This is a genomic window from Sphingomonas sp. S2-65, from assembly GCF_021513175.1.
Classification (GTDB): domain Bacteria; phylum Pseudomonadota; class Alphaproteobacteria; order Sphingomonadales; family Sphingomonadaceae; genus Sphingomonas.
Window position 1 is genome coordinate 2,900,354 of sequence record NZ_CP090953.1, and the last position, 13,347, is coordinate 2,913,700.

The following is a 13,347-nucleotide window of genomic DNA, read 5'->3' on the forward strand; positions in this document are numbered from 1 at the left end:
CGGCTGCATCGAGCCGCCGCTCCCGACCCTTCACGCCGGGTTCAGGCGCCGGGCCGAACAGCGTTGCCGCTATGGAGACTGGAACGATGAGGGCGGGGTTCAAGCGTTTGGCGGCGTTGCTCGCGCTGCTCTGCCTCACAAGTTTCGCCGCGCGCCCGGCCATGGCGCAATCGATGCTGCGCGATGCCGAGACCGAGGCTTGGCTCACTGACATCTCGCGCCCGTTGTTCCAGGCAGCGGGGCTTTCGCCGGCCAATGCCAAGGTCGTGCTGATCCAGGACCCGTCGATCAACGCCTTCGTCGCCGGCGGTCAGATCGTCTATATTCATACCGGGCTGCTGGACGCTGCGGATAGCGCCAACCAGGTTCAGGGCGTGATCGCCCATGAGATCGGCCACATCGTCGGCGGTCATGCCGTGTTCCAGAACGACGGCGGCTACACCAACATCTCGATCCTCAGCCTTCTGCTCGGCGTCGCGGCGATAGCCGCCGGCTCGCCCGAAGCCGGCACCGGCATGATGATGATGGGCCAGCGCGCCGCGATCGGCAAATACCTCGCCTATAGCCGCGTCCAGGAGTCCTCCGCGGACGCCGCCGGTGCACGCTATCTCGGCACCGCAGGCATCACCGGCAAGGGCATGCTGAGCTTCTTCGACAAGCTGACGAAGCAGATGCATAGTTATGGCTATTACTCGACCAGCCCCGAGGTAGATCCGTTCGCACAGACGCACCCGATGTCGCAGCAGCGCGTCGAGACGCTCACCGCCGATCTTCAGGGCAATGCCGCCTGGAACAAGCCGCCGAACCAGGATTTCGAGCAGCGTTTCAAGCGCATCCAGGCGAAGCTGCGCGGTTATGTGAACGAACCCCAGACGACGCTGCGCCTGTACCCGAGCACCGACGAGTCGTTGCCGGCGCATTATGCCCGTGCCTATGCCTATCACAAATCGGGCTATCCCGATCAGGCGGCGGCCGAGACCACCGCGCTCGTCAAGGCGGCGCCCGAAGACCCCTATTTCCTCGAACTCGAGGGGCAGATATTGCTCGAGTCCGGCAAGCCCGCCGAGGCGCTGGCACCGCTGCGCGAAGCGACCCGGCGCTCGAACAACCAGCCGCTGATCGCCGCGACGTTCGGCCACGCGCTGCTCGCCACCGAAGACCGTGCGAACCTGCCTGAGGCCGAGATGATCCTGCGGCAGGCGGTGGCGCGCGACCGCGAGAACCCGTTCGCGTGGGTCAATCTCGGCACCGTCTACGACCGCAAGGGCGATCAGCCACGCACGGCGCTCGCCACTGCCGAACGGGCTACGCTGATGGGCGACAACCGCACCGCGCTGATCAGCGCCCGAGCCGCGATGAGCGGGCTGCCCCAGGGATCCTCCGAATGGATCCGCGCGCAGGACATCATGATGGTGTCGCAAAACGCCATGGAAGACGACAAGCGCAACAAGCGCAGGGGCGATTGATGAACGGCAAATTGTTGCGTCCGCTGGCACTTGCCGGCGCGCTGATCCTGTCGGCGACGCTTGGCGCGGCGATCTATGCCTGGATTGCGCGCGCCACGGCGCCGCAACTAGCCGGTACGACCATCCGCCAATATTTGCTTGATCATCCCGAAGTGCTGCCCGAAGCGATGGACCGGCTTCAGGCGCGCGAGAATGCCCGTGCCGAACAGGCGCAGGCGACCGCACAGACGGCAGTGGGGAGCCAGATCCAAGCGTTGGCGAAACCCTATGCTGGCGCATGGGCGGGTAATCCGAACGGCGACGTGACTGTCGTCGCGTTTCTCGATTATGCCTGTGGCTATTGCCGCGCCAGCTTGCCGGGCATCGCCGAACTTCTCGCCAAGGACCCTGGGGTACGGGTCGTCTATCGGGAATATCCGGTGCTCGGGCCCGAGAGCGTGGTCGCCGCGCGCTGGGCGCTCGCCGCTGCCGAACAGGGCAAGTTCCGCGAGTTTCATGAAGCGCTCTACGCCGCCGGCAGCCCGACCGACGCGGCGATCGCAGGAGCTTTGGCGAAGGCCGGGCTCGACAAGCCGGCTGCCGAGCGCGCCGCGGCGTCCAAGCCGGTCGAAGGCGAAATCCTCCGCAACCGCCAGCTTGGGGAGAAGCTGGCGATGACCGGAACGCCGAGCTGGGTGGTCGGCGGTAAGCTCCTCTACGGGGCCCAGACCTATCAGGGCCTGGCGACGGCAGTAGCGGCAGCACGCGGCGGCAAATAGCCGCCTTGTACCCAAGCGGTACGGCGCTTACGTAACGGGTCCGTTCCGGTCCGAAGGCCTTCCATGCAATCGATCCTATCGCTTTCCCAGGTCGGCAAGACCTATGGCTCTGGGCACAAGGCGCTCGACCATGTCGATCTTGAAATCCGGCGAGGCGAGATCTTCGCGTTGCTGGGCCCGAACGGCGCGGGCAAGACGACGCTCATCTCGATCATCTGCGGGATCGTGACGCCCAGTTCGGGCACGATCCTGGTCGACGGGCATGATGCGATCCGCCACCCGCGCGAGGCGCGTAGCCGCATCGGGCTGGTGCCGCAGGAGTTGTCCGTCGACATGTTCGAGACGGTGATGGCGACAATCCGCTTCAGCCGTGGGCTGTTCGGCAAGGCTCCCAATCAGGCGGTGCTGGACCAGGTGCTCAAGGACCTGTCGCTGTGGGACAAGCGCAATTCCAAGATCATGGAGCTTTCAGGCGGCATGAAGCGCCGGGTGCTGATCGCCAAGGCGCTGGCGCACGAGCCCGACATCCTGTTCCTGGACGAGCCCACCGCGGGCGTCGACGTGTCGCTGCGCCGCGACATGTGGAAGCTGATCGGCAAGCTGCGCGAGCGCGGCGTCACCATCATCCTGACCACGCATTATATCGAAGAGGCCGAGGAGATGGCCGACCGAGTGGGCGTGATCAACAAGGGTCAATTGCTGCTGGTCGAGGAGAAGGCCGTGCTGATGCAGAAGCTGGGCAAGCGCGAGATGGACTTGTCGCTGGTCGAGCCACTGGGCGCCGTGCCGTCCGAGTTGGCGGAATGGCAGCTGACGCTCGCCGACGAGGGGCACCGGCTGCGCTATACGTTCGACGCGCAGGCCGAGCGTACCGGTATTCCCTCGCTGCTCCGGAAACTGTCCGAACTGGGCATCGCCTTCAAGGATCTCGACACCTCCAAGTCGAGCCTGGAGGATATCTTCGTCGATCTGGTCGAGCGTCGCGACACTGCTACTCAGGGAGCCGCGGCATGACCGGCCTCAATCTTCACGGCATCTGGGCGATCTACAAGTTCGAGATCGCGCGCACGATGCGTACGTTGTGGCAGTCTATCGCCACGCCGGTGATCACCACCTCGCTGTACTTCATCGTGTTCGGCGGGGCGATCGGCAGCCGTATCGATACGATCGGAGACGTGAATTACGGCAGCTTCCTGGTGCCCGGGCTGATCATGCTGTCGCTGCTGACCCAGAGCATCGCCAACGCCTCGATCGGCATCTACTTCCCCAAATTTACTGGCACCGTGTTCGAGCTGCTGTCGGCGCCAATCTCGGCATTGGAGATGGTGATCGGCTTCGTCGGCGCGGCGGCGACCAAATCGGTGGTGATCGGGCTGATCATCCTGGTCACCTCGGCGTTGTTCGTGCCGCTGCGGATCGATCATCCGCTGGCGATGATCGCGTTCCTCCTGCTGACGTCGATCACCTTCTCGATGTTCGGGTTCATCATCGGCATCTGGGCCAAGGGGTTCGAGCAGCTGAACATCGTGCCGGCGCTGCTGGTGACGCCGCTGACCTTTCTGGGCGGCGCGTTCTATTCGATCGACATGCTGCCCCAGCCGTGGCGCACCGTGAGCCTGTTCAATCCGGTGGTGTATCTGGTGAGCGGCTTTCGCTGGAGCTTCTTCGGGCAGGGCGATGTCAGTATCGGCCTGAGCCTGGGGGTGACCGCGGCGTTCCTGGTGCTGTGCCTGGGGCTGATCGTGACGATCTTCCGGACCGGGTATCGGCTCAAGAACTAGGCGCATCCACAGCGCGGGCTCTGCGTTGTACCGGGCATGACCACTACGCTCGCCGAGCTGCAGCAGCGCATGGAGGCAGCCGCCGAGGCGCTGGACTTCGAGGAAGCGCGGCGGCTGCGCGACCAGATCAACTTGCTGCGCGGCGGCGCCGGTTCCGAACAGGCGGCACTTGCCGACACGGCGGGCCTGACGCGGCAGCAGCCCGGCGCGATGGGGCTGGGGACCAGCCAGCAGCGGATGACGCCGCCGGCGGGATGGAAGCCGCCGCGCAAGCCCGATCCGATGACCAAGGGGCGCAACAGGCGGTAAGGCTCTCGGCCAGCACCGCCTGGCGCCATCATCATCGCATGACGGGCAGCGTTATCTTCGAGCCGCCGCACACCCGCTGGGTCGCCTTCTGGAAGTCAGCCGGCTTGGCCTTGTAGATGTTGGGGACGAAGGTCTGCGGGTTGCGGTCGATCACCGGGAACCAGCTCGACTGGATCTGGACCATGATGCGGTGGCCCTTCTTGAAGACATGGTCGTGCGGGCGCAGCGGCACATCCCAGGCGACGACCTTGTCGGGGGTCAGCGGGGTCGCCTTCTCGAAGCTTTGCAGGTAGCGGCCCCGGCGGATCTCCATCGCGATCGGGAACTGGTAGCCGTTCATCGTGCGCGGATAGTCGCCGAGCGCGCCCGCCTTCACCGGCTCGTAATCCTCGGGCAAAACGTCGATCAGCTTGACCACGAAGTCGCTGTCGGTTCCCGAGGTCGAGGCCATCAGCGTGGCGGAAATGTCTCCGGTGACGGTGAGGTCCGCGTCCAGCGGTGCAGTGACGTAGCTGAGCACGTCGGGGCGGTGGTCGACGAAGCGCTGGTCGGCGGCCTCCCACCAGCGCCATTCGAGCGAAGGATAGGTGCGCGAGATCGGGCGCTCGCGGAACGGCACCGGATTGGCAGGGTCGGAGACATAGTCGCGGCACTGGCCGGTATTTGTCGGCGCGGTAAAGGACAGGCTGCCGTCGCTCTGGAGATACAGGTTGGTCGAGGTGGCACCGGGTGCCGGCCATTTGGCATAGGACTTCCACGTCCAAGAGCCGCTTTGAAAGCTGCGTGCCTCCCCCGTCGGCCTGGTGCCCTTGCCATGTAGCCAATAACCGAAGAACGGCGCCTCGATGTCGCGCATGAAGTCGACGCCGCTGTCATGGCCAAACTTCACATAGCCGACATCGCTGGCGGCGGTGTGCCAGGTACCGTGCGCCCAAGGGCCGGCGACAATCATGTTGAGGCGGTCGGGGTCCTGCGCCTCCATCTTCTCGTAGATCTTCCAGGTGCCGAGCGGGTCTTCCTGGTCCCAATACCCCGCGACGTGGAGCGTCGGTACGGTGGTGCGGCCCAGCTTGTCGGTCCAGCGCTGGCGCTTCCAGAACGCATCATAGTCCGGATGCTCGATCATCTGGGTCAGTCGCGGCACGCTGCCCTTGAAGTAGAGCTTGTCGAGGTTTTCGATCGGGCCGAGCTTCAGGAACCAATCATAGCTGTCGATCGGCGCGTTGCCGCCATAGTCGAAATCCTGGCCCTGATCGTTATTCTGCAGGGCGAACAGCCAGTCGGTGGCGTAGCTCAGCCGCATCGCGCCGTAGCGGTGAAGGTCGTCGTTGATCCACCAGTCGTTCCACGCTGCCTGCGGACTGACCGCCTTCAACGCCGGATGCGGATGGGCGAGCGCCACCGCTGACGCATAGCCGGGATAGGAAACGCCCCACATGCCGACCTTGCCATTGTTGCCGATCACGTTCTTCACCAGCCAGTCGACGCTGTCATAGCCGTCGGTCGCTTCATCCACGCCCTTGGGTCCCTTGGCGTCGAGCGCCATCGACATGGCGAAGTCGCCCTCAGACTTGAACTGCCCGCGCATATTCTGGAAGACGAGGATGTAGCCGTCCTGCATCAGGTACTTCCAGGCCGCCGGAATGCCGGCAGGCGCCTGGGCGGGGACGCCATAGGGTGTGCGCTGGAGCAGGATCGGCAGCTTGGCCGTGCCGCCGGCGGGGCGCAGGATCACGGTTTGGAGGCGCGTCCCGTCGCGCATCGGCACCATTACTTCCTGATAAGTGAAAGAGGCGCTCGGCTGTGTGGCCGACTGTGGCCGGGCATGTGCCGCCGTCATCGGCAGGATCGCCACGCCTGCCGCCAAAATCGTCAAGAACGCCTTCATGTCCTGCCCCTCAGTCCTTTAGTGGAGGACTAGAAGGGGCAGGGCAGATGCTGTCAACCGGGAGGGGGCAAGCCTTAGAGGCGGTGTTCGCCCTTGACCCAGCGGACCGTGCCGGAGCTGGCCCGCATCACCACGCTCTCGGTGGTCATCTTGCCGCGCATGCGCTTCACGCCGGCGAGCAGCGAGCCATCGGTGACCCCGGTCGCTGCGAAGATGCAGTCGCCCTTTGCAAGGTCGTCGAGCGTGTAGATCTTGTCGAGATCCTCGATGCCCCACTTCCGTGCGCGCGCGCGCTCGTCATCGTTGCGGAACACCAGCCGGCCCTGGAACTGACCGCCGACGCAGCGCAGCGCAGCGCAGGCGAGCACGCCCTCAGGCGCGCCGCCCGAACCCATGTAGATGTCGATGGTCGTGTCGGGATCGGTGGTTGCGATTACTCCGGCCACATCGCCATCGCCGATCAGCATCACCCCGCACCCGATCGCGCGCAACTCGGCGATCAGCGCTTCGTGGCGGGGACGGTCGAGCACGCAGGCGATGATCTCGTTGGGCTGCACGCCCTTCGCAGCGGCCAGCGCGCGCACATTCTCGGTCGGCGACTTTGCGAGGTCGATCACACCTTCGGGGTAACCGGGGCCGACCGCGATCTTGTCCATGTAGACGTCGGGAGCGTTGAGCAGCCCACCTTCCTCGGCGACTGCCAGCACGGCTAGCGCGTTAGGGCCTGCCTTTGCGCAGATGGTGGTGCCTTCCAGCGGGTCGAGCGCGATGTCGATCTTGGGGCCAGTGCCCTGCGCCGCGCCGACCTTCTCGCCGATGAACAGCATCGGCGCTTCGTCGCGCTCGCCCTCGCCGATCACCACCGTCCCGTCGAGCTCGAGCTTGTTAAGCGCTTCGCGCATCGCTTCGACCGCAGCGGCATCGGCCGCCTTCTCGTCCCCGCGCCCTGTCAGCGCCGATGCGGCGATCGCGGCGGCTTCGGTGACGCGCACCATCTCGAGCACGAGAACACGATCCAGGATATGGCTGGCGGTCTGCATAGGTTTGGAATTCCCTGATGAACTTGGCGCCGGGGATAGGAGCGGCGGTGGGGCCTGTCGAGGGTGCTAACGTTGTCAGCGACGGCTTCGCAATTTGGCCACATCTTCACGTCAGCTTGCCTGAACCACTCGCGGGAGACGCGCGATGCTTATTGCACTGCTGGTGATGGTTCAGGAGGTGCCTGCGGTTCATGCGGCATTGAGCAGCTATCGCGAACTCACGCGCGTAGAGCCCGGTTGCAGACGCGGCCCCCGGGAGGATGAGATCGTGATCTGCGCTCGTCGCCAGGCCGACCGCTACCGTCTGCCGTTGGCTACCACTTATGAAGGCGGTGAGAATCCCGACAAGCGCGTGGGAAAGCTGCTCGACACGGCGCCGCCGCCATGCGGACAGGGTGCCTTCACAGTGCGATGCGGTGCGGCCGGTGTCAGTACGACCATGGGCGGCGGGCGGCCGCCACGGGTCACGTTGCGGCCGCTGGCGCCGTAGGTCGCTTCAGTCGTCGAGGATGTGCATCCACATCGGCTCATCGACCAGGCTCTGCGAACCGCGCAGCTTTTCCAGAGCGTGTGCAACGCTGCGCTCCGGCACCTCGTGGGTGACGATCGCCACCAGGACGCTACCGTCGGGCTTGGCTGCGCGCTGGATCAGGCTTTCGATCGAGACGCCGGCATCGCGCATGGCGGCAGCAATCTCCGCCAGTACGCCGACCTTGTCGGTGACGGTCAGGCGGACATAGGCACGGGCGCGGCGCTCGCCCGCATCGGCGCGGGGTTGAGCAGCCAGCGCGGCGGCGGGCATGGCATAGGCCGGGCCGAACTCGCCGCGGGCGATGTCGATCAGGTCGGCGACCACTGCGCTCGCAGTGGGGCCGTCGCCGGCGCCAGCCCCCTGGAACAGCAGGCGGCCGACAAAATTGCCTTCGGCCACAACCGCGTTGGTCGAACCGGTGACGTGCGCCAGAGGGTGGCTGAGCGGGATGAGGTGCGGGTGGACGCGCTGGAACAGACCGTGCGGCCCGGCGTCGGCCAGGCCGAGCAGACGAACCCGGAAGCCGAGCGCCGCGGCCTCGGCGATGTCCTCGGCCAAGATGTGACGGATCCCGCTGATCGCGACTTCGCCGAACGCCGGTTCGGTGCCGAAGGCGAGGCTCGCTAGGATCGAGAGCTTGTGCGCAGCATCGACCCCGTCGATGTCGAAGCTGGGGTCGGCTTCGGCATAGCCAAGGCGCTGCGCCTCGGCGAGAATGTCGGCGAAGTCGCGGCCCTCGGCTTCCATCTTGGACAGGATGAAATTGCAGGTGCCGTTTAGGATGCCATAGACGCGCATCACGACATTGGCGGCCGCGCCCTCGCGCAGACCCTTGATCACCGGCACGCCGCCCGCGACCGCGGCTTCGAACTTCAGCGCGACGTTGGTGGTTTCGGCGGCGCGCGCGAGTTCCAGTCCGTGGTGCGCGATCATCGCCTTGTTGGCGGTCACCACATGCTTGCCTGCGGACAATGCAGCCCGGACCAAGGCGACTGCCGGCCCATCGGATCCACCGACCAGTTCGACCACCACATCGGCTTGAGGATGGCGAGCGAGTTCGGCGGTATCGTCCACCCAGTCGAATCGAGCGATGTCGATGCCGCGGTCCTTGGACCGGTCCCGCGCAGACACGGCGACGACTTCGATCGGGCGTCCGGCACGCCGAGCGATCAGTTCGCCATTGGCGTCCAGCAACCGGATCACGCCCGCGCCCACGGTGCCAAGGCCAGCCAGTGCGATGCGAAGCGGTTCGGTCATGGGATCCCCCGGATAAAGTTGCGGCGGCCGGAGCCGAAGCTCCGCCGCCGCCTGTCCCTAGCCGCTCCTGCCGAGCGGTTGAAAGATAGGATTACTTCTTGATCAGCCCAATCTCGACCAGCCGCTGGTGGAGATAGTCATGGGCGCTGATCGGCTCGGGATAGCGGTTCGGGTTCTCCGCCGTGATCGTGGACGGCAGCGTCTGGATGAGGAAGTCGGGCGCCGGGTGCAGGAAGAAGGGCATAGAATAGCGCGAGTTGCCGCGACGCTCGGCAGGCGGATTGACGACCCGGTGGGTAGTGGACGGAAGGACATGGTTGGTCAGCCGCTGAAGCATGTCGCCGACGTTCACAACCATCGCGCCCTCTGGTGGCTTGAGCGGCAGCCACTGGCCGTCGCGGTCGAGCAACTCGAGCCCGGCTTCCTCAGCACCGAGCAGCAAAGTGATGAGGTTGATATCCTCGTGCGCGCCAGCGCGGACTTCCGGCGCGTCGGCGGCAACCGGTGGGTAGTGGAGCAGGCGCAGGACCGAGTTGCCGTCCTTCACCGCCGGATCGAACCAGCTGGGATCCAGGCCGAGATAGCGGGCGATTGCGGAGAGCAGCTTGTCGCCCGCAGTGTCGAACGCCGCGAACAGTTCGATGAAGGTCTCGCGAAAACCCTCGGGCCGCTCGGGCCAGATGTTGGGCGACATGTTCGCTTCGAAGCGGTGGCCGGCGGCAAGCTGGCGGCCGATGTGCCAGAACTCTTTGAGGTCGACATGGCTGGCGCCCTTAGCGATTTCGGTCTTGAACGGGGTGTAGCCGCGGGCGCCGCCGCCGCCTTCGACGAAATAGCTGCGCTTCTCGTCTTCGGGCAGGTCGAAGAACGCCTTGGTCATCGTCCAGGCGCGGTCGATCAGATCCTGGGGAACGCCGTGATCGCGCACGACCGCGAAGCCGAAGCGCTGAAAGGACTGGCCGAACGCCTGGGCGAAGCCTTCCGGATCGGACTGCTGGTCCGCGAGCGAAAGCGCCGGGATTTCAGCAAGAATATTGGACATGTGAGTCTCCGAGGGGATGTTGGCGCCAGTTAGACCCTCCGCCCCCGCGCGAACAAGCGCGCGAACGCGATTGGCGGGTTCGATACCGCTATGGGGTGACGGATGCGCGGCGATGGGCCATTGGGCGCGCATGAGCGAACCGCATCTGACCACCGATAGCGCAAACCAGGCGCCGCTCCGCTTCGGCGAATTCGTCGCGCTGATTGCCTCGATGATGGCGCTGACGGCGCTGGGCATCGATTCGATGCTGCCGGCGCTGCCCGCGATTGGCGACACATTGGGAGTCGCGGAGCCGAACCATCGCCAGTTCATCATCACCTCCTACCTGATCGGCTTCGCGGTGGCGCAGCTTGGATACGGTCCGCTTTCGGATCGCTTCGGGCGGAGGCCGGTGCTTGGCATCGCGTTGTTCTCTTATGTTCTGACCAGCGGGCTGGCGGCGATCTCCGGAAGCTTTACGCTCTTGTTGATTGCGCGAGTGGCGATGGGAACGGCCGCCGCTGGTGCGCGAGTGGTGACGGTGGCGCTGGTGCGCGACTGTTTTGCGGGCAGGGCGATGGCGCGCGTGATGAGCCTGGCGTTCATGGTGTTCATGGCCGCGCCGATCTTCGCCCCCGCCTTCGGCCAGGGAGTGCTGTCGGCAGGCGGGTCGTGGCGGATGATCTTCTGGGGCGTTGCCGCGGTTTCGACGCTGGTCGCGGCATGGTTCTGGCTGCGGATGCCCGAGACGCTGAAGCCCGAGGCGCGGCAGTCGCTGCACCCGCGACGCATCGCCGGGGATTATGCGCTGATGCTGCGCGACCGGACTGCGGTCGGCTATACCATTGCAACCGCGCTGCTTTCGGGCGGCCTGTTCGGTTTCATCGGCTCGGTGCAACAGGTCATGGACGACGTGTTCCACCGCCCCGAGCTGCTGACCATCGTGTTCGCCGCAGTCGCCAGCACCATGGCGCTCGGTTCCTTCATGAACTCGAAGCTGGTCATGAAGCTGGGTACGCGGCGTATTTCGCATTCGGCACTCAGCGGGCTGATACTTGCTTCGGGGGTACACTTGATCGTCGCTCTGGCGGGCCTGGAAAATCTGTGGACCTTCGCCATCCTCCAGGCGCTGATGATGGGCTGTTTCGGCCTTGCCACCTCCAACTTCTCGGCAATGGCGATGGAGAGGATGGGCGCGATCGCGGGCACCGCGTCGAGCCTTCAGGGGTTTGTCACGACGCTGGGTGGCGCAGTGATCGGCGCCTTTATCGGCCAGCAGTTCAACGGGACGACGATCCCGCTCTACGCGGGCTTTCTGTCCATGGGCGTGCTGGCGCTTGGCGCGGTGCTGTTCGCCGAGCGAGGCCGGCTGTTCCGTCCGACCTGAACCGTCCTGTGGAACGCTTGGGGGCGCCCGCCGTTCGCGCTGGTGAACCGGGGCACGATCGCCACCGGCAACGATGAGGACAGGCGATGGGCGGCAACCAGGTTCCCCCGCATTCCACCGATACTTGGGATGCGGAAGGCTATGACGAGGCGCAGCGCGCCGAGATCATCGAGGCTACCAACGACGCGCCCAGCAACGGCAACATCCTGACCGACATCCCCATCGACCTGGGCGATGATGGCGACGAGGACGACACCGACGATCTCACCATGGTCGACGACGAGCTTGGCGAAGAGGATGACGACGTCGCCATCGCGCTGGACGACATGCGCGAGGACGAGATTCAGGCCGATCTGGACGACGAGGATGTCGACGACGACGACCTCGACGACGAACTGGAAGACGGCGACCACGTCGCGCTGCGTCCGTGATCTGTTAGGCTGGCGGGGAACGGGCGCGCGGCGCGGACGTTCCCCGGCAGAGTACAACATAGATCAAGGGCATCACATGCGCCTGTTCCTTTCCGTCGCCGCCTGTACTTTGGCTGCGTGTTCCAATCAGCCGGCCGAGAACGCGGCCACCAACGCTGCCGTGGCCGCTCCCGGCGAAGCGTCGAACAGCACAAGCGATGGGGCGCCTGAAAGCATGGCTACTCCTGATGCGACCGAGGCCACCGAAACGGCAAAGGTGGATACTGCCCGTGAAATGCCGCAAACGGTGACGCCGCCGGCCCCGGGTGAGCCAGGTGGGCTGCCCGACGACCGGACCCCGCTAAGCGAAGCGCCGTTTACCGAAGACAGCGCCCAGGGTGCGGCCAATGTCGTCCAGACCTATTATGCGCTGATCGGGGCAGGCAGATACAAGGACGCTTGGGTGTTGTGGCGCAATGGCGGCCAGGCATCGGGCATGAGCGCGCAGGCGTTTGCCGGAAGCTTTGCGCGATATTCCGAGTACCATGCCAATGTCGGCGCGCCGGGACGGATCGATGCCGGCGCCGGCCAGCGCTATGTCACGGTGCCGGTGCAGGTCTATGGCCGTATGAAGCAGGGCAACCGGCCGTTCAACCTGCTGGGCACTGCCACGCTGCGTCGCGCGGGCGGCGTGGACGGCGCATCCGCCGAGCAGCGGCGGTGGCGTATTGAGAGCATCGATGTGAAGCCGCGCGGCGAAGCCAAACCATCGCCGAGCACGCAGCCGGCGCAGCCCACCGAGGATATTGCCGACAACCGCTCCAATGCGCGGTACCGCTGCATGGACGGGTCGCGGCTGGCAGGCGCGTTCGATCCGGATAACAACCGAGTCACGGTGTCGCGTGGCGGCAAGGTGCTGGCGACGTTGCGCGGGCAGCGCGCTGCTTCGGGCATCCGCTATGTGGCGAAAGGCTATGAGCTGCGCGCCAAAGGATCGGACATGACGTTCACTGCGCCAGGTCAACCGCCGATCGCCTGCCGCATCATCAACTAGGCCCGGCTTCCTTTCGCGGGCGCCATGTGGCTAGACTGGCCCCATGACGCGCTTCACCACTCGCATTACCGCCGGGCCCGACGACATCGACGAGCTCGGCCATGTCAATAATGCGGTCTGGGTGAAGTGGATCCAGGAGATCTCGGTCGGCCACTGGCGCGCGGTGGCCGCAGATGCGCATGTCGATGCCTATATCTGGGTCATCACCCGTCACGAGATCGATTATCGCGGCAATGTGCGCGAAGGCGAGACAGTGACGGCGGAGACCTGGCTGGCAGACAGCCCGCGCGGCGCCCGGTTCGACCGCCACATGCGGTTCATCGGGGATGACGGCAAGGTGAAGGTGGAGGCGAAGACCACCTGGGCGATGCTCGACCGCGCCACCGGACGGCTGGTGCGCGTCACCGCGGAGGTGATCGCACCCTTCCTCGCCTGATTGCCCCT

14 protein-coding genes are annotated in these 13,347 nt (G+C 65.5%); 10 read left to right on the forward strand and 4 right to left on the reverse strand.

Annotated features, from left to right (window positions below; all coding sequences use genetic code 11):
- Positions 1-86: 86 nt before the first annotated feature.
- From LZ586_RS13685 to LZ586_RS13705, 5 genes are all read left to right on the forward strand, one after another.
- A complete protein-coding gene (locus tag LZ586_RS13685) occupies positions 87-1,466 on the forward strand; it encodes a M48 family metalloprotease (protein WP_235076834.1) in 1,380 nt (459 codons plus the stop codon).
- Positions 1,466-2,224 (forward strand): DsbA family protein, encoded by a 759-nt coding sequence (locus tag LZ586_RS13690; RefSeq protein WP_235076835.1) that lies wholly within the window; start codon positions 1,466-1,468, stop codon positions 2,222-2,224. Before LZ586_RS13685 ends, LZ586_RS13690 begins: the two co-directional genes overlap by 1 nt.
- A gap of 63 nt (positions 2,225-2,287) precedes the next feature.
- Positions 2,288-3,238, forward strand: a complete 951-nt coding sequence (locus tag LZ586_RS13695; protein ID WP_235076836.1) for an ABC transporter ATP-binding protein — start codon at positions 2,288-2,290, stop codon at positions 3,236-3,238.
- Positions 3,235-4,005, forward strand: a complete 771-nt coding sequence (locus LZ586_RS13700; RefSeq protein WP_235076837.1) for an ABC transporter permease — start codon at positions 3,235-3,237, stop codon at positions 4,003-4,005. Before LZ586_RS13695 ends, LZ586_RS13700 begins: the two co-directional genes overlap by 4 nt.
- Before the next feature lie 36 nt (positions 4,006-4,041).
- Positions 4,042-4,314, forward strand: a complete 273-nt coding sequence (locus LZ586_RS13705; protein WP_235076838.1) for a UvrB/UvrC motif-containing protein — start codon at positions 4,042-4,044, stop codon at positions 4,312-4,314.
- Positions 4,315-4,345: 31 nt separating this feature from the next.
- On the opposite strand, the gene LZ586_RS13710 is transcribed toward LZ586_RS13705, so the two are convergent.
- Entirely contained in the window at positions 4,346-6,202 is a 1,857-nt protein-coding gene (locus LZ586_RS13710; protein ID WP_235076839.1) for a CocE/NonD family hydrolase, read from the reverse strand.
- 74 nt (positions 6,203-6,276) lie between these two features.
- Positions 6,277-7,242, reverse strand: a complete 966-nt coding sequence (gene glpX / locus LZ586_RS13715; RefSeq protein WP_235076840.1) for a class II fructose-bisphosphatase — start codon at positions 7,240-7,242, stop codon at positions 6,277-6,279.
- A 145-nt stretch (positions 7,243-7,387) separates the two neighbouring features.
- Between glpX and LZ586_RS13720 the strand changes: the two genes are divergently transcribed.
- Complete coding sequence (locus LZ586_RS13720) at positions 7,388-7,732, forward strand: hypothetical protein (RefSeq protein WP_235076841.1); 345 nt, start codon at positions 7,388-7,390, stop codon at positions 7,730-7,732.
- Positions 7,733-7,738: 6 nt separating this feature from the next.
- Here LZ586_RS13720 and LZ586_RS13725 read toward each other — a convergent pair whose 3' ends face one another.
- A complete protein-coding gene (locus LZ586_RS13725) occupies positions 7,739-9,031 on the reverse strand; it encodes a homoserine dehydrogenase (protein ID WP_235076842.1) in 1,293 nt (430 codons plus the stop codon).
- Positions 9,032-9,122: 91 nt separating this feature from the next.
- Entirely contained in the window at positions 9,123-10,073 is a 951-nt protein-coding gene (locus LZ586_RS13730) for an isopenicillin N synthase family dioxygenase (protein WP_235076843.1), read from the reverse strand.
- Positions 10,074-10,203: 130 nt separating this feature from the next.
- Here LZ586_RS13730 and LZ586_RS13735 point away from each other — a divergent pair, with 130 nt between their 5' ends.
- The 4 genes from LZ586_RS13735 to LZ586_RS13750 all read left to right on the forward strand — a co-directional run bounded on the left by LZ586_RS13735 (position 10,204) and on the right by LZ586_RS13750 (position 13,339).
- Positions 10,204-11,439, forward strand: a complete 1,236-nt coding sequence (locus tag LZ586_RS13735) for a multidrug effflux MFS transporter (RefSeq protein ID WP_235076844.1) — start codon at positions 10,204-10,206, stop codon at positions 11,437-11,439.
- Between the two features lie 86 nt (positions 11,440-11,525).
- Complete coding sequence (locus LZ586_RS13740) at positions 11,526-11,870, forward strand: DNA primase (RefSeq protein WP_235076845.1); 345 nt, start codon at positions 11,526-11,528, stop codon at positions 11,868-11,870.
- Between the two features lie 214 nt (positions 11,871-12,084).
- Positions 12,085-12,903, forward strand: coding sequence for an MliC family protein (locus tag LZ586_RS13745; RefSeq protein ID WP_235076846.1), 819 nt, complete (start codon positions 12,085-12,087; stop codon positions 12,901-12,903).
- A 43-nt stretch (positions 12,904-12,946) separates the two neighbouring features.
- On the forward strand, positions 12,947-13,339 hold the full coding sequence (locus tag LZ586_RS13750) for an acyl-CoA thioesterase (RefSeq protein WP_235076847.1): 393 nt from the start codon (positions 12,947-12,949) through the stop codon (positions 13,337-13,339).
- The last annotated feature ends 8 nt before the right edge of the window (positions 13,340-13,347 follow it).